General features: G+C 41.2%; 16 protein-coding genes. 6 read left to right on the top strand and 10 right to left on the bottom strand.

What is annotated here, in order from left to right:
- Positions 1 to 54: 54 nt before the first annotated feature.
- Both ACLD5M_RS04705 and ACLD5M_RS04700 read left to right on the top strand, forming a co-directional pair.
- A complete protein-coding gene (locus tag ACLD5M_RS04705; RefSeq protein ID WP_032834808.1) occupies positions 55 to 1,995 on the top strand; it encodes an FtsK/SpoIIIE domain-containing protein in 1,941 nt (646 codons plus the stop codon).
- A 124-nt stretch (positions 1,996 to 2,119) separates the two neighbouring features.
- Entirely contained in the window at positions 2,120 to 2,392 is a 273-nt protein-coding gene (locus ACLD5M_RS04700; protein WP_004128264.1) for a WhiB family transcriptional regulator, read from the top strand.
- 5 nt (positions 2,393 to 2,397) lie between these two features.
- Here ACLD5M_RS04700 and ACLD5M_RS04695 read toward each other — a convergent pair whose 3' ends face one another.
- The 3 genes from ACLD5M_RS04695 to hflX form a co-directional block, all read right to left on the bottom strand.
- On the bottom strand, positions 2,398 to 3,882 hold the full coding sequence (locus ACLD5M_RS04695) for a sensor histidine kinase (RefSeq protein ID WP_004128266.1): 1,485 nt from the start codon (positions 3,880 to 3,882) through the stop codon (positions 2,398 to 2,400).
- 132 nt (positions 3,883 to 4,014) lie between these two features.
- The gene (locus ACLD5M_RS04690) at positions 4,015 to 4,977 is read right to left on the bottom strand and encodes an L-lactate dehydrogenase (RefSeq protein WP_004107125.1); all 963 of its coding nucleotides are present in this window, start codon (positions 4,975 to 4,977) and stop codon (positions 4,015 to 4,017) included.
- A gap of 138 nt (positions 4,978 to 5,115) precedes the next feature.
- Positions 5,116 to 6,576 carry a GTPase HflX gene (hflX, locus tag ACLD5M_RS04685; protein WP_004134676.1) on the bottom strand — a complete coding sequence of 487 codons (1,461 nt, stop codon included), beginning with the start codon at positions 6,574 to 6,576 and terminating at the stop codon, positions 5,116 to 5,118.
- 107 nt (positions 6,577 to 6,683) lie between these two features.
- Here hflX and ACLD5M_RS04680 point away from each other — a divergent pair, with 107 nt between their 5' ends.
- A complete protein-coding gene (locus ACLD5M_RS04680; protein WP_004134679.1) occupies positions 6,684 to 7,421 on the top strand; it encodes a class I SAM-dependent methyltransferase in 738 nt (245 codons plus the stop codon).
- Entirely contained in the window at positions 7,422 to 11,531 is a 4,110-nt protein-coding gene (gene hrpA / locus ACLD5M_RS04675; protein ID WP_410314707.1) for an ATP-dependent RNA helicase HrpA, read from the top strand.
- Between the two features lie 84 nt (positions 11,532 to 11,615).
- Here the strand turns inward: hrpA and ACLD5M_RS04670 are convergent, their stop codons facing one another.
- Together ACLD5M_RS04670 and ACLD5M_RS04665 are read right to left on the bottom strand one after the other, a co-directional pair.
- Positions 11,616 to 13,040 (bottom strand): MFS transporter, encoded by a 1,425-nt coding sequence (locus ACLD5M_RS04670; protein WP_410295999.1) that lies wholly within the window; start codon positions 13,038 to 13,040, stop codon positions 11,616 to 11,618.
- 47 nt (positions 13,041 to 13,087) lie between these two features.
- Positions 13,088 to 14,044: a nucleoside hydrolase gene (locus tag ACLD5M_RS04665; protein WP_410313304.1), complete on the bottom strand. Its 957-nt coding sequence runs from the start codon at positions 14,042 to 14,044 to the stop codon at positions 13,088 to 13,090.
- A 340-nt stretch (positions 14,045 to 14,384) separates the two neighbouring features.
- On the opposite strand from ACLD5M_RS04665, the gene ACLD5M_RS04660 reads away from it, so the two are divergent.
- Positions 14,385 to 16,658 (top strand): HelD family protein, encoded by a 2,274-nt coding sequence (locus ACLD5M_RS04660; protein ID WP_410313303.1) that lies wholly within the window; start codon positions 14,385 to 14,387, stop codon positions 16,656 to 16,658.
- Between the two features lie 141 nt (positions 16,659 to 16,799).
- On the opposite strand, the gene nrdR is transcribed toward ACLD5M_RS04660, so the two are convergent.
- Positions 16,800 to 17,255, bottom strand: a complete 456-nt coding sequence (gene nrdR / locus ACLD5M_RS04655; RefSeq protein WP_004134687.1) for a transcriptional regulator NrdR — start codon at positions 17,253 to 17,255, stop codon at positions 16,800 to 16,802.
- A gap of 63 nt (positions 17,256 to 17,318) precedes the next feature.
- On the bottom strand, positions 17,319 to 17,702 hold the full coding sequence (locus ACLD5M_RS04650) for a LysM peptidoglycan-binding domain-containing protein (RefSeq protein WP_410313302.1): 384 nt from the start codon (positions 17,700 to 17,702) through the stop codon (positions 17,319 to 17,321).
- 158 nt (positions 17,703 to 17,860) lie between these two features.
- Here ACLD5M_RS04650 and lexA point away from each other — a divergent pair, with 158 nt between their 5' ends.
- Positions 17,861 to 18,607: a transcriptional repressor LexA gene (gene lexA / locus ACLD5M_RS04645; RefSeq protein WP_004134689.1), complete on the top strand. Its 747-nt coding sequence runs from the start codon at positions 17,861 to 17,863 to the stop codon at positions 18,605 to 18,607.
- 90 nt (positions 18,608 to 18,697) lie between these two features.
- Here lexA and ACLD5M_RS04640 read toward each other — a convergent pair whose 3' ends face one another.
- The 3 genes from ACLD5M_RS04640 to ACLD5M_RS04630 form a co-directional block, all read right to left on the bottom strand.
- Entirely contained in the window at positions 18,698 to 19,177 is a 480-nt protein-coding gene (locus tag ACLD5M_RS04640) for a GreA/GreB family elongation factor (protein WP_004128294.1), read from the bottom strand.
- Positions 19,178 to 19,256: 79 nt separating this feature from the next.
- Positions 19,257 to 19,664 carry an FKBP-type peptidyl-prolyl cis-trans isomerase gene (locus tag ACLD5M_RS04635; protein ID WP_004134690.1) on the bottom strand — a complete coding sequence of 136 codons (408 nt, stop codon included), beginning with the start codon at positions 19,662 to 19,664 and terminating at the stop codon, positions 19,257 to 19,259.
- Between the two features lie 126 nt (positions 19,665 to 19,790).
- A complete protein-coding gene (locus tag ACLD5M_RS04630; RefSeq protein WP_410313301.1) occupies positions 19,791 to 21,302 on the bottom strand; it encodes an L-serine ammonia-lyase in 1,512 nt (503 codons plus the stop codon).
- Positions 21,303 to 21,326 lie beyond the last annotated feature (24 nt).

The raw sequence follows: 21,326 nt of genomic DNA, 5'->3' as shown, positions 1-21,326 counted from the left end.
CACAATCTTAAACAAGTCTTGAAGTCTGTTACTAAACGCTGACATCATACTTTTATGATTAGCGAAACTAACACAACAATGACTACAAGCAAAGTTCTGCTGTATGTGCAAATGGCAGCAAGCATAGTACCAATATTCGCTCATATTGCATTACTAATAATGGCTTGGATTCAGAATAATTGGATGATGCTAGCGATGATTATACCTAGCATAATGATGTATATTGCAAGCCTAGTTCCGCAAATATTGCAATACATAAATCAGAAACAATACGAGCAGAAAATTCAGAATGTTCAACAATCTAATAGCGAATCACAACTTTCTAACATTCCTGACAGTAATGTTCTTTACGGGCAAAAATATGTAGAAAACTTGCCAGATACGCTTACGCCAGTTAGCTTGGAAACGCTTCTTATGACGAGATCAGATAGCTCAAGCACGCAACTGCCATGGAAAACCGTTTTGCACGAATGGTTAAAACATTCAAATACTGATTTATTACATACTGATTTATTAAATTTTGATTATAAATCAAACTCTTCGGTGCCAAAACTTACACAAGCTAAATCAGCAAAAAACCAGCTTATTGCTCCATTAGGAGTTGGCTACAACGGCTACTGCTACATAGATTTAATAAGCAACGGCCCGCACGCTTTAGTAGCAGGAACTACGGGATCCGGAAAATCCGTATTGCTAACAACATGGTGCTTAGCTTTAGCGTTTCAGTATTCTCCACAACAATTACGTTTCGTTTTCCTGGATTTCAAAGGAGGAGCAACTTTCGACATACTATCTAAACTTCCTCACGCTATGGGAAATGTTGGTGACTTAAATTTGCGCCACGCAACAAGAGCTTTACGAGGTCTTGAGTTGGAATTAGACCGTCGAGAACGTCTTGTGTCCATGCAAGGATGCCATAATATTTCGCAAGTTACTCCCTCTGAACCTTCACTACTTATTGTTATCGACGAATTTCACGCATTAAAAGATCAGCTTCCAGACTACATGCCACGACTTATTCGCATAGCATCAGTAGGCAGGTCTCTTGGAATGCATATTATTGCCGGAACTCAAAATCCTCTTGGACAAGTAAGCGCAGATATGAAAGCTAATATTTCTATTAATATTTGTTTAAGAGTTAGAGACGCTATTCAATCTCAAGAATTATTAGGAACTTCTCATGCTGCAAAAATTAGCCCAAATACTCCTGGAAGCGCATATTACAATATTGGAGAAGGAGTAGAAGCTTTACGATGCGCACAAAGTCGTAACGCAAAACGTTTAGTTAAAGCAATACAATTTGCCGGTAAATTCTGCTATTTAGAACACTCTAAAACATTATTTAGCGCTCCTCTACCGTCGATACTTTCTTCAAAACAACTGGAAAACTACAAGTATGAAAATTACGAAAATAAATATTTTGCTAAAAAAATTAATCAAGAAAGCGTAGATTCTTCAGCAAGCGAAGAATCAGTTGTTATTGGATTGCAGGATGACAGTATTAACCTATTTGAAGCAAAAATACCTTTGAACCTTGGAAATATTGCTATTATTGGCGGCAGACAGCAGGGCAAAAGCACAATATTGCGCATAATATCGCAAAAATTACAAACGCAAGTATATTCAGCAAACGAAATAACAGCTCAAGAAGCTGATTATATTCGAGACACTACTAAGCCTGTGCTAATAGATGATGCAGATGAACTACTTGATCCGCTTAATACTAAAGTAGCGGCTATTTCATTGCAAAACAGATTGCACAGCTTAGGTGCGCCTGTAATTCTAAGCGCTCAAAGCGCACGCTATTTGCGATTGCCAGAACAGGCTCCAGTTAGAATAATTTTCCCAACTGGAGATATTGGTACGGATGCATTGCTTGGCATACCTTCTGCATTGTCTAAAACCTTTAGCATTGAAGATTATCAGCTTCCCGGAAGATGCGTTCTTGTTACTCCAGGAACCGCAAATTTGACCCAAATAGCACTCCCCAACTAAAAGAAAAAATAAAAATTTTTAATAAAGATGCAAAATACCTTGAAAAAACTTCTTATTCATGATTTCCTTACATTCAGGGGTACTTCTAAGACTCACCGCTTTGGTTAAGAAATGAGGATTAGTCATGAGCAATGTGTTTGATTGGCGTTTGGCAGCTGCATGCCGTGATAAAGATCCTGAACTGTTCTTCCCTCTTGGCAATGCTGGCATGGCATTACAGCAGCTCGAAGAAGCAAAAGCTGTATGCCGTTCGTGCAATGTTGCAACAGAATGCTTAAAATGCGCGTTGGAAACGAACCAAGATTACGGCGTTTGGGGCGGCTTAAGCGAAGACGAGCGCAGAACGCTAAAACGTCGCGCTTTGAGAGCACGCAGGCATCAAGACTCAGAGTTGTAGTTTTTCTACTCAATACCAGATACGCGCAATTTAATATCCAACACTACGCGAGTGCCGCCTTCTCTTCTAGCAGACCAGCGCACAGTACCGCCAAAATCATTGGTAACAAAAGTATTTATAAGCTGAGTTCCCAATCCAGATCCTGAAGGTTTCGCCATTCCGTGAGATGCTTCACTGTCAATACCGTCACCATCATCTTCAACAACAATATTAAGATTGTCTCCTCCGCGGCCAACAGCAATACGAATATGACCATTTTCGCGGCCTTCAAAACCGTGTTCAACAGCATTCGTCACAAGCTCAGTAAGCACAAGAGATAATGGAGTTGCATCCTGTGCTGCAAGACGCCCAAACTTACCAACAAAATCAATATCAATATTTTGATTCTGCGATGCAAGTTCAATAGACATCTTTAGCAAGCTTGAAATAACTTTATCAAAGTCAACAATTTCGTCAGCAGTCTGACTTAAGCCTTCATGCACTAAAGCTATAGTCTGAACTCGTCTTTGAGCTTCCTCAAGCTCTTTTCTTACTTCAGCAGATTTTGTTTTACGAGCTTGCAAACGAAGCAAAGCAGAAACAGCCTGCAAATTATTTTTCACACGATGATGAATTTCCGAAATAGTAGCGTTTTTAGTACGCAACTCTTGTTCACGGCGCAAAACTTCCGTAACATCGCGGCACAAAACAACCGCACCCACGCGATTATTCGGCCCAAATAAAGGCAAAGAGCGCATAGAAACTATAGAACGGTTAGCTTCAAGCTCACAATCAACATCTGCTTTACCACTTAAAACAAGAGGCAAGCTTTCAGGAACATTATCGTTTGTATGCAGCAGACGCGTGCCAAATTCGCTCAAAAACTCACCTTGCATTGTATCCAAGCCACCAAGCCTACGGAAGCAGCTAATAGCATTAGGAGAAGCGTAACGGACCACACCATCGGCCTCTAAAACAATAAAGCCGTCAGAAACACGAGCATTATGACGTTGATTTAGAACAGATTCATGATATGGGAATTGTTCGCGTGCAATCATATCGAATAAAGTTTTACCAGCATTAATACTTTCCATTTCGTAGCGACCATTAGATTCTCTAGTTGCTAAATTAGTTTCGCGCATAACTAATCCAAGAGTTTTTCCACGGTGACGAACAGGAGCATAAACGTAGCATACTGTTGCTCGACCAATCGAACGCAATGTTGACGAATGGAAGCTTGTTTCTGATTTCATTGCTTCATCAAGTTCCGGAACAAGCGAATCGTCCATTTTTTTGCCAAGTAAATCATCCGTTCGCAATGTAATAGCTGTTGAAGGTCGGCATTGCTCAGCAACAACATATTCTCCGTCTCCATTTTGAATAATAAGCAGTAAATCAGCAAAACTTAAGTCAGCTATAACTTGCCAATCAGCAACTAAATGATGTAACCATTCGCGATCACTGTCGTTAAAATCAGGACGAGTAGCGAGAATATGAGAAAAATCAGCCATGAGATAATCATATATCGTACTCACAGAAAATATTGCTCGGTATGTTGATAGAAGCAATACAAAAACCGCTTCTTCACAGTTTAAGCAAAGAAGCGGTTTATTTATTAGATATTAGTTTTAAGATTCTAAAAACTAGAAGCCAAACTTAGCAGCTGTTTCGCGCAAGGTCTCTGCAGAACGCTTCAAGGCAGCCAACTCACGATCAGAAACTGGAGTGTTTAGACGAGAGTTTACACCATTGCGATTAAGCAAGGTTGGCACAGACATGCACACGTCGGAAATGCCGTGGAAGTCATCAAGCAAAGAAGATACTGGCAAAATGCGGTTGGTGTCACGAAGAACAGCCTCAACAATATCTACGCCAGACATTGCAATAGCGTAGTTTGTAGCACCCTTACCGTTGATAATCTTGTAAGCAGCGTTAACAACTTCCTGGTGAATCTCCTCGCGCTTAGCAGCATCCAATGGCTCGTGGCCTGGAAGAGCGTTCCAATCGCACATTGGAACACCACCGATGGTTGCAGAAGCCCACAGTGGAACTTCAGAATCACCGTGCTCGCCAGCAATATAAGCGTGAACATTCTTAACGTTTACGCCAGTGTGCTGAGCAATAAGGAAGCGAAGACGAGCAGAATCAAGGTTGGTTCCAGAACCGAACATTTGGTTTGCTGGAAGACCAGAAAGCTTCATAGAAACGTGGGTTACAACATCAACAGGGTTGGTGATTAACATGTAGATTGCGTTAGGAGCAACCTTGACCACGTTTGGAATGATTGACTTCATGATGTTGATAGTTGCGCCTGCAAGCTCCAAACGAGTTTGACCTGGCTTCTGGCGAGCGCCAGCGGTAATAACAACCATGTCAGCGTCACGGCAAATCTCAACATCATCAGAACCGGCGATAGAAACTGCAGGATAGAAGCTAGAACCATGCTGCATATCCAAAACTTCAGCTTCAACACGTTCCTTAGCAATATCTTCAAGCACAATCTCACGAGCAACACCGCGCTGCGCAGCAGCGAAAGCGAGAGTAGAACCGACTGCACCAGCACCAATAATTGCAAGCTTCGTTGGCTTAACCTGCGAACTCACCATGAGCAAAAACCTCTTTTCGGCAACCTATTAAACCCTACTCGCATAAAAATACTTAATTTATGCATTATTAAGGGCTGCTCTCACATTAAGAGCTTATTGGTATGAACACCTTTACTCTAATCGCACCACCGGAATTTTTTATTGCAATGCGACTTGCTTTAGTTTTGCAGCTAAAGAAGGACCAACTAAAGCTGTAATACTAATACCGGTATCTAAGTAATCAACCTTTTCAACTATGCCATTTTCGCGAATTTTTGAAAGAAGCGAACCTTCACTATACGGAATAATCGCATCTATATGAACGCGTGGAGATGGCAACAATTCTTCTATAGAATCGCGAAGTATTTGCACATTTTCGCCACTTGCTGCCGAAACAATAATTGCATTCGAGTAAATAGCGTTAAAATGTTCTCGCGTAGCATCGCTCATCATATCTGACTTATTAAATGCAATAATTTGTGGAATATCTTCTACGCCATCAATTTTTGAAAGAACCTCGTTTACTGCATCAATTTGCGAAATAGGATCCGGGTGCGAACCGTCAACTACGTGCAAAATAACATCAGCTTGGCTAACTTCTTCCAAAGTAGATTTAAAAGCTTCCACAAGTTGAGTTGGTAGCCTGCGCACAAAACCAACAGTGTCAACTAAAGTATAGTTTCTGCCGTCTTGAGTTTGCGCTCGACGAACTGCTGTATCAAGAGTTGCAAATAACGCATTTTCTACTAATTCTTGCGAACCAGTTAAGCAATTAATAATGGAAGATTTACCAGCGTTCGTATAGCCAACTACTGCAACTGTTGGAATATCTTTACGTCTGCGAGATTCACGTTTTACGTCACGTGCAGGTGCCATATGTGCAATATCGTGGCGAAGTTTAGAAATACGATTGCGAATAGCTCGACGATCCATTTCTATTTTTGTTTCGCCAGGCCCTCTAGAACCAATACCAGCTTCTCCTGCAGCTCGTCCGCCAGCCTGCCTAGAAAGAGCCGCACCCCAGCCTCTAAGTCTAGGAAGCATGTATTGCAATTGTGCAAGCTCCACTTGAGCTTTACCTTCGCGGCTCGTAGCATGCTGAGCGAAAATGTCTAGAATCACAGCAGTTCTATCAACAACCTTAACTTTAGTTACATCTTCTAAAGCGCGTCTTTGGCTTGGAGGTAAATCGTCGTCAACAATAATCGTGTCTGCATCATGTTGCGCAACAACTGCTGCAATCTCACGAGCTTTTCCAGAACCAACATAAGTTGCAGCATCTGGTCTATAACGCTGTTGCAATATTCCGTCGCACACAACAGCGCCAGCTGTTTGAGCTAATGCTGCAAGCTCTCGCAAAGATTCTTCCGCTTGTGTAAGAGTTCCTTTTGCACTCGACCATACGCCTACTAAAACAACGCGTTCAAGGCGAAGCTTTCTGTATTCAACTTCAGTAACATCTTGTAATTCGCCAAGACCTGCAACACGCTTTAAAGCGTTTCGTGATTCGCGCTCCTGCCAAGTCTCATCGTGCTGTTCTCTTGATGACGTGTTGTCAAGAAGCACGTCGGAATGACTCAAAAGCACATCATGAGTAGCAGTCCCCTCGCTATCTACCATTATGTCCTCCTGTATTCCATTGTGAATAACGTTTTACAACGTTTGTTTTATTATGGTGAATTGAGCCGACAATACAAAACGATGCGAAAGCAAATAAATAGCGAATTATGAGTAAGCAGCAATCGAAAAAAGCAAAGCAGTTACAAGAATCAAACCAATATAAAAAAGCACAACCACAAAATACGCAAAAGCAAAAAAATAAACAAAAACAACAAAAAATAAGTGGTGAACAATACTTTTCAGCCGAGCCTTCATCGATTGACGAGCGTCGCACATTACACGTAACTTTACGAGACAATGACGTAACCGTGCAAGTTTCTAACGGAGTTTTTAGCACTTCAAGACTTGATTTAGGCACATCTGTACTTTTAAAACATGCTCCAAAACTCCCGGAGTTAGGAAAATTCCTCGATATTGGCTGCGGCTGGGGCCCTATTAGCATCGCTTTAGGGTTGGAGTCTCCAAATGCGGAAATTTTTGCTGTGGATGTTAACGAGAGAGCTCTGGAACTTACTGAATTAAACGCAAAAAACGCTGGCTTAAAGCATATTCACACTTCTTTAGTAGATGACGCTTTAAAAGAAAACAATACTTTAGAATTTAATAATTTTGATATTATATGGTCTAATCCCCCAATTCGCGTTGGAAAAGAAATATTGCACAATATTTTGCTAACTTGGATTCCGCGTTTGAAAGTAGGAGGAGCAGCATACTTGGTTGTGCAAAAAAATCTTGGATCAGATTCACTTATTACTTGGCTTGCTGAGAATCTGGGTGAAAGTTATAGCGTTGAAAAATACGCTAGTTCCAAAGGGTACCGTGTTATTGAAGTACTAAAAAAGTAAATATCTACGAAAAGAAATAAACATATTATGAAATTTGACTACCCTGCTGAACTTCCTATTTGCGCAGTACACGACGAAATTGTAGAAGCAATTAAGTCTTCACAAGTTGTGATTGTTTCCGGACAAACCGGCTCTGGTAAGACTACGCAAATACCAAAAATGGCGCTTGAGCTTGGAAGAGGCGGCAGAGGTAAGCAAATCGTACACACTCAGCCTCGCCGTTTAGCTGCACGAACCGTAGCCGAGCGTATTGCCAGCGAAATGGGAGTAAAACTGGGCGAAGAAATCGGCTACCAGGTGCGTTTTACCGACGAAAGCTCAACTAAGACAAAGCTTCGAATTGTTACTGACGGTATTTTACTTGCGCAAATTCAGCGCGATCCTCTTCTTACTAGATACGACACGATTATTATTGACGAAGCTCACGAACGCAGTCTTAATATTGATTTTCTTCTAGGATACTTAACGACTTTGCTCCCAAAGCGTCAAGATTTAAAACTGATTATTACGTCTGCAACTATTGATTCAGCTAAATTCCGCGATCATTTTGAAGAAGCTCTACATATAAAAGTTCCTGTTATTGAAGTTTCGGGACGCACGTATCCTGTGAAAGTACTTTACGAACCTCTTGGATCCGCTCCTTCACTTATGAAACATGTTCCTGGCTTTGCAGATATAACAATGGATGAGGAAACTGTTGCAGAAAGTCAATCCAGCGAAAGCAATCGCGATGATATTGCGGATGAAGATATGACTTCTGCAGTAACTCGCGCATGCGCACAGTTGGTAATTCATTCAAGTCACGATCGAGGCGCGCGTGACATTATGGTTTTTGCTTCCGGCGAGCGCGATATTCGAGAGTTTGAAGATGGCTTACGTTCATATTTTGGCACGCGAGCAAGTGATATGAAGCGAGCGGATGCTATTGAAATTGTTCCTCTTTTTGCCCGTCTTTCTTCAAAAGATCAGCACAGAGTTTTTGAATCACACTCTCATCAGCGCATTGTTATTGCTACGAATGTTGCTGAAACTTCTCTTACTGTGCCTGGTATTCGATACGTTGTTGACCCCGGTTTTGCGAGAATTTCCAGGTATTCTAAGTCTGCTAAAGTGCAACGTCTTCCAATAGAACCGATTTCTCAAGCGAGCGCAGATCAGCGTTCTGGACGATGCGGACGAATCGCAGACGGCATTGCTATTAGACTTTATTCGCGCGAAGATTATGAAACTCGCCCACGTTTTACAGATCCTGAAATTTTGCGCACTTCTCTTGGTGCAGTAGTTTTGCATATGCTTTCGGTTGGTGTTGCTAAAACTGGCGAAGATATTACTAATTTTGGTTTTATTGATCCGCCAGACATAAAAGCTGTAAGCGATGGCTTTAACGAACTTACCGAGCTTGGAGCAATAAGCAGAAAATCTGGTGTAATTACTTTAACTAAAGTTGGACGCGAGCTTTCTAAGCTGCCGATTGATATTCGACTAGGACGAATGATTGTTGAAGCAGCGCGAAAAACTACTCCAAATACTCTTGCTGCAGTGCTTGTAATTGTTGCATTCTTAAGTTTGCAAGATCCTCGCGAACGTCCTGAGGAACAGCGCGAGGAAGCAGATAGGCTTCATAATCGTTATGCAGACGAAACAAGTGATTTTTTGACTGCTCTTAACATGTGGGATCGCCTATTCCAAGCGGATGGAGATATGAGCAACAATGCGCTTCGTAAGATTTGCAAAGCGGAATTTTTCCACTTTCTGCGTTTAAAACAGTGGAAAGATTTAGTTAATCAGCTTCAAGACTTGTGTAAAGAGTTGCATTATAAAGTTGGCGACCCTACCCCAGTTAGAAGACCATCTTTGGAAATTCGTCAACTTCCTAATAACCAGCAGGCTTCTCACAGCTTATGCTGTTCTTGGGATTCGCAAGGAATACACTCATCAATGCTTGCAGGATTGCTTTCTATGATGGGAATGCAAGTAGTGCGTGAACCTAAATCTTCTGATTTTGCGGGATTAAGTGGAACTGCAAAAATTCGAGCTATGAAACGCGCTCAAAAAATGTCTAAAAACGATTATCAAGGCTCTCGAGGCACAAGATTTGCAATCTTTCCAGCTTCTGCAGTTTCTAAAACAACTCCTTCGTGGATTATTTGCACTGAATTAGTTGAAACTTCAAGACTTTGGGCAAGATACTGCGCACAAATTGATCCTGCTTGGGCTGAGCCTCTTGCTAAAAATCTTACGAGAGTCACATATTCTGACGCCCATTGGAGCGCTTCTAAAGGCGCTGCCATAGCAAAATCTAAAGTATTGCTATACGGATTGCCTATTGTTAAAGATCGCACGGTTCAATGGGCTAGAGTTAATCCTTACGAAGCTCGTATGATTATGATTCGTCAAGGATTAGTTGAAGGCGATATTCAGCAGCGTTTCCAGCACGATGAGTTTATTTTAAATAATCGCAATGTGCTTGACGATGCAGATAATCAAGCAAATCGCACTCGTCAAATAAGCGAAACTGTAAACGACGAAGATTTATTTACTTTTTACGACACTCGCATTCCTCAAGAAGCTACCACTATTGCAGCTCTTGCAAAATGGTGGAAGGATAATTGGGAAGAAAATCCTAATATGCTCAACTTTGATCCTGATGAAGTTGAACGTTTGCAAACTACACAAAGCACTGATTTAGCGGATTATCCTGACCATTGGAATACTGTTGGAACTGACGGTGAGCCTATAAGACTTCGCTTAAGCTATATTTATGATCCTAGCAATCCTTTGGACGGCGTAACGGTGCATGTACCGCTTTACGCGCTTTCCAGGTTAACGTCTGAAGAGTTTACTTGGAATGTTCCAGGTTTGTTGGACGAGCTTATTATTGGAATGATTAAGTCTTTGCCAAAATCTTTACGAGTGCAATTTGTTCCAGCACCTAATACTGCGCAAAAAATTCGTTCTTGGATTGACGAGCATTACGATACTCTTCCTGGAATTGAAGAAACTAATAAAGATATAAATGCTCCTTCTTGGCCTGATTTTCGCGAAGTTTTTACCAAAGCTGCTATTGCTGTTATTGGCGCGCAGATTCATCCGGAAGTGTTTAACGATGAGCAAATAGAAAGGCTTTCACCATATTTGCGCGTAACTTTTAGCGTTGAAGAAAGAAAAACTAACTCAAATCGCAATAAAACTGCCGTAAAAAACAATTATGCTAATCGCGTAAAACCTACAATTCTTGGAACAGATAAGTCATTAATTGCATTGCAAAAACGCTTTGCAAAAGAAGCTCAAGAATCTGCTAGAGCGGTTGTAAATCGTAAAGCAAGTAAAGCAGCTCAAGCTGGAAACGTTGTAGAAAGAGCTGATTTATTGCACAAATCAGGCGCTACTAATATTTCTCGCTCGCAAATGGTATGGCAGGGTGCGCTAAACATGTTGCATTTAGACAACAAGCGTATTACTTCCAGATGGCTTGGTTCAGAAGCTTTACTTCTTGCAGCCGCACCTTACTCAACTTCTAAAGATTTAGCAGAAGACTTGCAAATGGCAGCAGTAAAACGACTGATTCCAAACACAGACAATATTACTGATGACAATTTATTACGCGAAACTGTTGCCAACATTTCCGAAATATACGAGGATACGGTATACGATGTAGCTCACGATGTGATTGCTATATTAAAGCGTGATGCGGAAGTTAGTAAAGCTGTTTCTGGCAAAGCAGATTTGCCGATGCTATCAGTTTTGCAGTCCATTCGAGAGCATGTTGCAAGCCTAGTTTATGAAGGTTTTATTGATAAAGCCCCATCGGATTCACTTCCTAGAATAGAAAAATATTTGCATGCTGACGTGATTCGTCTTAATAAAGCTAAGTCAGATAAAAACCGTGATGTTCGTTGGGCTTGGGAAGCTGAAGAAGCAAACAAGATTGTTGAAAAAGCTAAAGATAAAGCAAAATCTTTACCTGCAGGACCATCGCATGATGAAGCAGAAAATATTGCGGAAAGATTGCGCTGGATGTGTGAAGAGTTTTATGTGTCACTTTGGGCGCAAGAGCTTGGCACAGCCTACCCAATTAGCATACAGCGAATGCGAAAACTGGAAGCATAAAATAATTAACAAAAGAGTAGGCGGTCGCACGTATTTTGTACAACCGCCTACTCTTATTTTTGCTTAGTTATTAGCCTATTTAGACTATTCTTCAGCAATTTCCTTCTTTTCAGAAATAAAGCAGCTGCGAACCAAGTAAACCACTAAACCAATGACGGCTACTGCTGCACCCATCATAAGCAAATTGGAATAACCTGCATACTTTCCGCTAAGACCACTGAAGGAGAATCCCTTGAATAAATCTCCACCAAAGAAACCACTAAAGAGAGAAATACCAATGGAAGCAGTAACATTCATAATTAAATCATTCATGCCACAGCCACGGCCAGATTCTTCAACTGGAAGAGCAGAAAGAACTGTTGAAACAATTGGAGAATACATCAAGCCGCATCCTGCATAGTAAATGCATGCGCAAATAGTAAGCGACATAAAATCAGTGTTGATAAGCAAAGCTGCACCAACCCAGCCAACAATCATCAAGAATGCTGCTGTAATAATACCTGCTTTACGGCCGATATGACTAATAATCGTACCGGAGAACACACCAAATACTGCTGCGCACACAAAAGCCCACACAAGGTAGGAAGAAACCTGTGAAGTGTTCATGTGATACAAAGCGCTGCCAATCACATTGTAAATAGGAGGCATGCAATAGTTGGTGAAGTAGAAGATGAAGATCAATACGATGCCAGAAAGCCAACGCTTATTCTTAAAGAATGCTGGCGTTACGAATGGGTTCTTCGCCTTCATAATGTAGAAAGCAAACAGAACAAAAAGCACTATAGAACCAAGCAACAGTCCCCAGGCTTTATAAGAGAAGAAGAGCGTAAGAAGCGTTACAGCAATACCAAATACTGTGAAGCCAAGCTTATCAATCTTCCCGCCAATACCATTCTTAGTAGGCAAGCACTTAACAAGAACCGGCAAGAACAAAATAGTAATTGCAGGAATCAAGAACAAATACTGCCAAGCAATAGAGCTAAGAGCGCCAGCAGCAAATACGCCAATAGAAGCAGAAAGCTGATAGGCAGCAGTAAAGAGCCCGAAGAAAATAACTTTCAAGTCATTGCGCAAATACTTAGTTGCAATAACCAGGAAGGAAGATCCTGCAACCTGCTCACCAGCGGTTTGCAAAATACGTGCAATAATAACGGTCCACAAGTTTGGAGTGAAATAGAAGTTTGCAATAAAACCAAATAAAGATCCAACAAACAGTGTTACGAGACCGATTGTTATAAGCCTACGAAGCGACACAAAGTCACCTAAAGATCCATAAATAAAGCAAACTATACCTAACACAATAATCGGTAAGCTTGTAATAAGAGATGCCTGATCAGGCGCTCCAACAGCTTTACCAATCTGGTTAAATACCAAGTTGAAGCCTTGCAAACACAAAGTGCCAAGAATAAACGTAATAAGCAGCAAAATAAGAGAATAAATTGCCACTTTATCGCGGGTTTTTGGATCCTCGTATGGGTCTGCTGCAATAGCAGCTGCATTTTCATTCATAATAATCCAATCATTTATTACGTATAAATTTTGTTATTAAGTTTTAATCAGCCAGCAATTTTTGCCAAGTTAGAAATTCGCGTCATGAATTCGTTCAAGAAACGCTTAACATCTACACCCAAAGCTACTTGCATTGTTTTAACAGGGTCGTTCAAACGTGTTACATCACCAATAGTGCGTCCACGAGTTGGGCCTTCAACATCTACCTGCATGTTGATTGGTAGAGTTGTAACAAGCGTTGGGTCAACAGCAACTGCAACAGCCAACGGATCGTGCAAACCGCAGCCACCAAGGTGAGGAGCAGTAGTTTCGTAAGCCTTAATGTAGAAGTCGGTCATATCCGCAAGGAACTTACCAGCTTTTGTGCCAAGATCACGCCACTGTTGCGTTTCCTTATAGGTAAGCAAGGTTTGCAAAGTCACATCCAAACCAACCATTGTTACGGGGGCGCCAGAACGGAATAGGACGTCTGCTGCATCTGGATCTTGGGAAATATTTGCTTCCATCCAAGGAGTTACATTTCCATGAATTGTAAGAGCGCCGCCCATAAGAACAATCTTGCCAATTTCATCTTTGATTTCTGGAGCCTTATGCAATGCAGCAGCAATATTTGTCATAGGACCAGTCGGAACATAAATAAGATCCTTGCCATAAGTCTTAACTGCATCAATTATAAAATCAACAGCTGGCTCAGACTCAGCTTCACGCTTTGAATCTGGAATAACAACATCGCCAATACCATTGTCACCGTGAATGAATGCAGAAATAGGCAGAACTTCAAACGAATCTTTCTTGCTCGCATGCGGCAAACCAAGATACACTTTAACTTCTGGATGTCCAAATAAATCTGTTATAGCAAGAGCATTACGAACGCCCTGCTCCATTAAAACGTTGCCATACGTACCAGTAATACCAATCAGCTCAACCTCAGGGCTACCAAGAGCATAAGAAATTGCTAAGGTATCATCAACACCAGTATCCAAATCAAGAATAAGCTTCTTCATGTGAACTACCTTTCTGATCACAAACTCGCTACATCAACAGTGATGCAGTAAGCCATTCTGTTTATTTTAAGTTGCAACAAACTCGTAGGCGTCAACCTCATCGTTTTATGCTTCACAACTCAAAAATTCTATCTCTTTATAATTCAAAATCAACCCTTATAAACATATGTTTAGATTATATTTTTGCGGCAAAATAAAACGCAATTATTCGCTAAACTTTTAGCTTGTTTTAATTTAGATTACAACACGAAATAAATCAGTGGTTTATGCCTCGAGATATACTTAAATGCCTAAAAATTGGCTTTGATTTGGCTGCAGATTTTACTAAGAATGGAAGCGTATGTCTACCTATTCCTCACAACTTAGCGAAGAACAGCAGGCTGTTGACAGTGCTTATAGTCGACTTGATGACTTGCGTAACACTATTCGTACACGCTTGGATGCTGTACGCGCAGCAGGTTCGCACGGATCTCCTACTCAACGCACAGAGCGTGATTCTTTCGCAACCATGTACGAGGATCGCTTAACACAGTTGCGCGCTGTTGAAGATAGGCTTGTTTTTGGACGACTTGATAACACAGAAGGTATTAGACGATACATTGGACGCATTGGTTTGCTCAGCGAAAACCACGATCCTATTCTTACAGATTGGCGAGCCGAAGCAGCACGACCATTCTATGAAGCGACTCCTTCGCATCACGGCGACATTGTTATGCGTCGTCACATTACACTTCGTTTTAGAGACGTTGTTGGCGTTGAGGATGAAATTTTAGATATTCATTCGGAAGAAGTAGGAAAAGCTTCTGAACAAGGAACTTTAACAGGCGAAGGTGCACTGTTAGCTTCATTGGGTTCTCGCAGAACCGGAAAAATGACTGATATTGTTGCAACTATTCAGGCTGAACAAGACAGGATTATTCGAGCTCCTCTGGATCGCACGATTGTTGTTCAAGGAGGGCCTGGCACAGGAAAAACAGCCGTTGCTTTGCACCGAGCAGCGTACTTGTTGTACACTCACAGACGCAAACTTGAACGTTCTGGAGTTCTTATTGTTGGACCAAGCTCCGCATTTTTGCGCTATATTGATCAAGTTCTTCCATCTCTTGGCGAAACTGGCGTAGTAAGCCGTACTATTGCGGATTTAATTCCTGGAATTCACGCAACTTGTGAAGATTCTGCGTATGCTGCAAAATTAAAAGGCATGTACCGTATGCGAACGGTTATTGCAAACGCTATTGCAGCTCGTATTCGAGTACCTAAAAATCTTCCAACATTACATATTGGAGGATTAAGCGTACCTCTTCTAAAAGAAGATATTGAAATTGCTCAAGCAGACGCAAAACATACTCATCAGACGCACAATCAAGCGAGAACTACGTTTGTTAAAACAGTGCTTAGCATACTGAAGAACCGTTATCTGCAGCAGCTAGACTACACTCCTGATCAAACGGAATTAAACGATATAACTTCTCAACTTCGTTTGGACGATAAGCTTCGAATTACGCTAAATCTTGCTTGGCTCCCAATGACAGGACAATGGCTTATTGATCAGCTTTTTTCAAAACCTGATCAATTGCGCAAATATGCTCCATGGCTTAGCGAGGAAGATATTAATGCTCTTACTCGTAAAAAAGGCAGCCCTCTTACTAAATCTGATATTCCACTTTTGGATGAAGCAATGGAATTGCTTGGAGCAGATCCAAAACTTGATGCTCAGCGAGCAGCGTTACAGGCTAAGAAGCTTGAGGAACAGCAGTTCGCTGCAGATACTTTGGCTCAGGCAGGAATAGGAAATGGCATTGTAACTGCAGATATGCTTCTTGATAATTTGCAGGGCGACGACGCTGGTATGCTTGCGCGTAAAGCCGCATCCGACCGCGAGTGGACTTATGGTCACATAGTTGTGGATGAAGCTCAAGAGCTTACAGCAATGGACTGGCGTATGCTTATACGACGCTGCCCTTCGCGCTCATTTACTATTGTTGGAGATGTTGCACAAACTTCTGCTTTAGGCGGCACACACCGTTGGCAGAAAAATATGAATCCAATGTTTGGCGAATCAAATTGGGATCTTTATGAACTTACGATTAATTATCGTAATCCTCGCGAAGTTTCCGAAGCTGCAAGCAAAATTGCAACCAATTCTGGATTATATATTTCCACAGTTAATGCTGTAAGATCCGTTCCAGATTCTCTAATGTCAGATATTGTTGAATCTAATGATGAGCTTGATACAACTCTTGCTAATTCATGTGTTCAATTGTTCAAAAAGTTTATATCTGAAGATGGTAGCGGTCGCATAGCTATTATTGCTCCTTGTGACATGGTGAAGCATACTCAGGAAATAGTAAATCAAGCATTAAAGAATGCTTTACCTGAAAAAATGTGGAATAACATTAGTCAACAGAGTGCAGACGATTGCCAATGCAGTGTTTCTACCGCAGAAGAGGTAAAAGGTCTTGAATATGATGCTGTAATTGTGCTACAGCCTTCTAAAATTGAGCAAGAAGCTGCTTCTAGGTTGGCTGCAGCAGCAAACCTGTATGTGGCTATGACGAGACCAACTCAAAGATTGCATATTATTCGCACCAGAAATGATGCAGATTTTGAATAATAAAATATAAAACGCAGAAAAACTTAAAAATTCTCCTGTTATTAATTTAATAACAGGAGAATTTGCTAAATAGATAAGCTGCTATGTAGTTAAGTAAGTAAGCTCTATATAAAAGTCTTAGTAACGGTATTAGTAAAAGTACTACTCTTCTTCTTTACTACGCTTTAAATCTTCAATAGCTCGCTCAAAATCTTCAAGACCAGTGAAGTTTTGGTATACACTTGCGAAACGAAGATACGCAACCTCATCTAATTCACGCAATGGCTTAAGAATAGCTTTACCAACTTCTTCAGAAGTTACCTGAGCTAAACCACGCGCACGCAAATCAGCTTCTACTCGCATACCCAATGTTTTTAACGCTTCTGCGTTAATAGGACGACCCTGGCATGCTTTACCAACACCAGCTACGACTTTTGCACGATCAAAAGGCTCAACAGATCCTGAACGCTTCATTACAAGCAATTGAGTCGTTTCTACTGTTGTAAAACGATTTCCGCACACCTGACATTCACGTCTACGGCGAATAGAATAACCATCTTCACTAATACGAGTATCAATAACTTTCGTATCTGAATTTTTACAAAAAGGACAATGCATATATTCAGCATACTAGAAATTAAGGAAACACGATATAAAAATATTCACTTTATTTTTCTAATATCACTGATTTGAACTAACAATTGGCACATTAATAGACTGTCCAACTTCCAAATCGGCTGATGAAAGATGATTTAAGGAAATAAGTCGTTCTACACTATCTGCAATATCGCCGTTTTTTGGAGTAATTGTTGAAGCGTAACTCCACAATGTGTCACCTGGGCGCACAGTATATGTAATAAACTTTTCAGGAACAGCCGAAACAGCAGTTTTTGGCATGAACACAGCACAGAATACAGCTATTGACATAAGAAGCACAATAATTCTTAACACTCTATTCCTTCTAATGCGCATTGCAGAAGCTCGTTTACTACCTGAAACAGCTTTAGTTGCGATTCTTTTTGAACGAGTACTAATGCGATTATTGTTCCTCGATGCCGTATTCATAACTATCCTTTCCTTCGCCATCAATCAATTGAACATTTGTTCTATCGAACAGGTGTATCAATAATGACACATTTGTTCGACAGTTGCAACGGCGTGTCGAACAGATGTTTGATTTTTTTGAAGAAGTGAGTTATTATTAATACATCGAAAGGAGCACCATGAATAACGAGAGAGCAAACAACAATGCCGTCAACAATAATGACAGCATTGACCTCAGCAATGTTGACGAATTATCACTTACCGAACGTCAACGTGCAATTGTTAACGCTATTCAAAACAGTCTCAAAATTCATGGTTTTCCACCTTCCTTTAGAGAAATAGGCGAAGCCGTTGGACTTAGAAGCCCATCTTCTGTAAAACACCAGCTACGCGCTCTAGAAGAAAAAGGAGTTTTGCGAATTAGCGCAAATAAAGGGCGCGCAATTGAAATTCTTGACGATTCTGTATCTGATAGCAAAATAAATACCAGCATCAACAAAGGTTATTCAAAATCTGTTGATATTGCTGCTTATGATTCAGATTCTGTTATTAATTCTAGAGATGTACCTTTAGTTGGACGCATTGCTGCTGGAATACCAATTACAGCAGAACAACATGTTGAAGACGTTATGCGCTTACCAGAACGTTTAACCGGCACAGGTAATCTTTTTATGCTTGAAGTTCATGGCGACTCTATGATTGATGCTGCCATTTGTGACGGAGACTATGTTGTTGTGCGCGAACAACACGAAGCAGTAAATGGAGATATTGTTGCTGCTTTACTTGATAGCGAGGCAACAGTTAAAACTTTCAGAAATGACAATGGTCACGTTTGGCTTATTCCTCACAATCCTGCATACTCTCCTATAGACGGCTCACACGCAACTATTATGGGCAAAGTTGTTACAGTGCTAAGAAAAATTTAATTAAACCTAAAACCCAACCCCCAAAAAAAATCTCCCCATCTGATACATAAATAACCAGATGGGGAGAATTATTTTATTAAAACAACCTACTTATGCAAGAGGATTAGATTCCTTAATAGTCACAGAAATCTCACGGCCATTAGGAGCTGCATAGCTAACAGTATCTCCCGCATGAGCACCCATAATCGCTGCACCAATCGGAGATTCAGGACTAATAACGTCGTAATCTGTAGCTACAGCAATATCTCGAGATCCAAGAACATAAGTCATTTCGCGACCAGCAAGTTCCAAAACAACCAACGAACCATTTCCAACAGTTCCAGCTTTCGGAGCTTCAAGAATCTTAGCATTACGAAGCTTTACAATAAGCTCGTTAATACGACCCTCATTCTTGCCCTGCTCTTCTCGAGCAGCCTGATAACCACCGTTTTCCGACAAGTCACCTTCAGCTCGAGCTGCAGCAATACGTTCAGTAATTTCTTCACGATATTCACCTTCGCGATGCGCTAACTCTTCCTTCAACTTGTCATACGCTTCCTGCGTAAGCAAAATAGTTTTTTCCTCAGCCATTGCTACCTCCCTATCCAACAATCTCTTACAGAGTCAAATACTTTGCGCGCTTAAATAAAACAGCGCACACGTTTTTCACTCAACGAGTTGAAATAATATCAACAACAAATACTAAAGTTGCTCCACCGTCAATACCAGCTTGTGGAACACCACGAGAACCATAACCATACTCAGGTGGAATCGAAATAAGCAAACGAGATCCAACATTGTGTCCAGGAACTGTGCGATCCCAACCCTGAATTACTTGACCAACGCCAATACCGAAGCTGGCTGGAGTGTGGCGGGCAAAGCTGGAATCAAACGGCTTTTCACTGCCCCAAACAACACCATGATAATTCACAGTTACAGTATCACCAGCGCGAACAACTGGGCCATTACCTTCAACCAATTCAACAACTTTAAGACCAGCTGGCGGTTCAGATTCAGGGAACGTCACCGTTGGCGTAGTACCAAATTCTGCAGCTACTGCCGGCATATCCTGTGCCATATTGCCTCCTTTTTAAAAACTCCAATTAGTATAATCTGCAATAGTATAACATTCGCATAGACTGATTTCACAGCCCTATAGAATTACTAAATGCATTTAGATTAACTCTTATTAACTCGTCCTAGATTAGCACTCAACAACGTTTACAGCTAGTCCACCTTTTGAAGTTTCTCGATATTTAGACATCATGTCATGACCAGTTTCTTTCATAGTCTTAATTGCCTGATCAAGACTTACCATATGCGAACCATCTCCAAGCATTGCCATTCGAACAGCATTAATTGCAGTATTTGCAGCCATAGCATTGCGCTCAATACAAGGAATTTGAACTAAGCCACCAACCGGATCGCAAGTCAATCCTAAATGATGCTCTATGCCAATTTCTGCAGCATTTTCAACCTGTTCCGGCGTTCCTCCCAACACTTCGCACAATCCTGCAGCAGCCATTGAACAGGCAGAACCAACCTCCCCTTGGCAACCAACTTCAGCACCAGAAATTGAAGCATTTCGCTTAAATAAGTAACCAACTGCACCTGCAGCAAGCAAAAATCGCACAACTCCATCTTCATTAGCAGAATCAACAAATCGCCAATAATACTGTAATACTGCAGGAATAATTCCAGCAGATCCATTCGTTGGAGCAGTAACAATACGTCCGCCGCCAGCGTTTTCTTCACTAACAGCGAGCGCAAAAAGATTAACCCACGCAGAGTCTGAACTTTCTAAAGCAGCATCTGAACGACGACGATTATTGCGAAGCATGTCTGAATTTGCAGCTAAACGCTCATACATTCGAGGCGCTCTGCGAGGAACATCAAGACCACCTGGCAAAATCGGTTGCTTTGAGTTGCAGCCATTTTCTACACATTTGCTCATAACTTTCCAAACATGCAGCAAATAGTTGCGCACGTAGTCAGCATCGCCTTCATGCAAAGCTAATTCGTTCTGCCAAACAACATCGCTGATTGACATATGCTTTTCTAGGCAAATATTTATAAGCTCGTCGCATGAAGTAAAAGGATACGGAACAGTGGAATCTTTTGTTTGATTTGAAACTTTTTCCGTATTGTCATTACTATTTTCGCTATTATTTTCGCTACTATTTTCGCTACTATCACTATTACTTACGTTATTATTATCATCCTGCTCAGTAACGCGCTCATGCAAGCCAACCATTGCATCATCAGCATGACCTTGACGCACAAATCCGCCGCCAATTGAGTACCATACTTGCTCATCTATATTGTTTCCATTAGCATCTTCTGCCACAAAACGCATTCCGTTAGGATGAACAACCATTCGCATCCATTTTTCAAAAATTACGTCCTTGTCGTAGTCAAAAGAAATAGTATGCTCCCCTGCAAGCGTTAAAGTTCCAGTCTTTTTACATTCCTGACGAATGGTAAGCATGTGATCAGTGTCTACATTATCTGGAAGATTTCCTTCAAGACCTGCAACACAAGCGCGATCAGTTCCGTGACCAAGACCAGTTAGAGACAACGAGCCATAAAGCGTAACCTTTACGTGCGCAACGTTTTTAAGATTGCCGCTTTTTTTAAGTGACGTAACAAACGCACAAGCTGCACGCATAGGACCTACCGTATGCGAAGAACTAGGACCAACGCCTACTGAAAACATCTCTAAAATACTAAACACGTATCT

The organism is Gardnerella sp. Marseille-Q9185 (assembly GCF_046508745.1).
Lineage (GTDB): Bacteria > Actinomycetota > Actinomycetes > Actinomycetales > Bifidobacteriaceae > Bifidobacterium > Bifidobacterium greenwoodii.
This window is presented reverse-complemented; position numbering and strand designations above follow the sequence as displayed.

Coding starts and splice junctions, on each gene's coding strand:
- ACLD5M_RS04705 (WP_032834808.1), top strand. CDS start 55: ATGATTAGCGAAACTAACACAACAATGACTACAAGCAAAGTTCTGCTG.
- ACLD5M_RS04700 (WP_004128264.1), top strand. CDS start 2,120: ATGAGCAATGTGTTTGATTGGCGTTTGGCAGCTGCATGCCGTGATAAA.
- ACLD5M_RS04695 (WP_004128266.1), bottom strand. CDS start 3,882: ATGGCTGATTTTTCTCATATTCTCGCTACTCGTCCTGATTTTAACGAC.
- ACLD5M_RS04690 (WP_004107125.1), bottom strand. CDS start 4,977: ATGGTGAGTTCGCAGGTTAAGCCAACGAAGCTTGCAATTATTGGTGCT.
- hflX (WP_004134676.1), bottom strand. CDS start 6,576: ATGGTAGATAGCGAGGGGACTGCTACTCATGATGTGCTTTTGAGTCAT.
- ACLD5M_RS04680 (WP_004134679.1), top strand. CDS start 6,684: ATGAGTAAGCAGCAATCGAAAAAAGCAAAGCAGTTACAAGAATCAAAC.
- ACLD5M_RS04670 (WP_410295999.1), bottom strand. CDS start 13,040: ATGAATGAAAATGCAGCTGCTATTGCAGCAGACCCATACGAGGATCCA.
- ACLD5M_RS04665 (WP_410313304.1), bottom strand. CDS start 14,044: ATGAAGAAGCTTATTCTTGATTTGGATACTGGTGTTGATGATACCTTA.
- ACLD5M_RS04660 (WP_410313303.1), top strand. CDS start 14,385: ATGTCTACCTATTCCTCACAACTTAGCGAAGAACAGCAGGCTGTTGAC.
- nrdR (WP_004134687.1), bottom strand. CDS start 17,255: ATGCATTGTCCTTTTTGTAAAAATTCAGATACGAAAGTTATTGATACT.
- ACLD5M_RS04650 (WP_410313302.1), bottom strand. CDS start 17,702: ATGAATACGGCATCGAGGAACAATAATCGCATTAGTACTCGTTCAAAA.
- lexA (WP_004134689.1), top strand. CDS start 17,861: ATGAATAACGAGAGAGCAAACAACAATGCCGTCAACAATAATGACAGC.
- ACLD5M_RS04640 (WP_004128294.1), bottom strand. CDS start 19,177: ATGGCTGAGGAAAAAACTATTTTGCTTACGCAGGAAGCGTATGACAAG.
- ACLD5M_RS04635 (WP_004134690.1), bottom strand. CDS start 19,664: ATGGCACAGGATATGCCGGCAGTAGCTGCAGAATTTGGTACTACGCCA.
- ACLD5M_RS04630 (WP_410313301.1), bottom strand. CDS start 21,302: ATGTTTTCAGTAGGCGTTGGTCCTAGTTCTTCGCATACGGTAGGTCCT.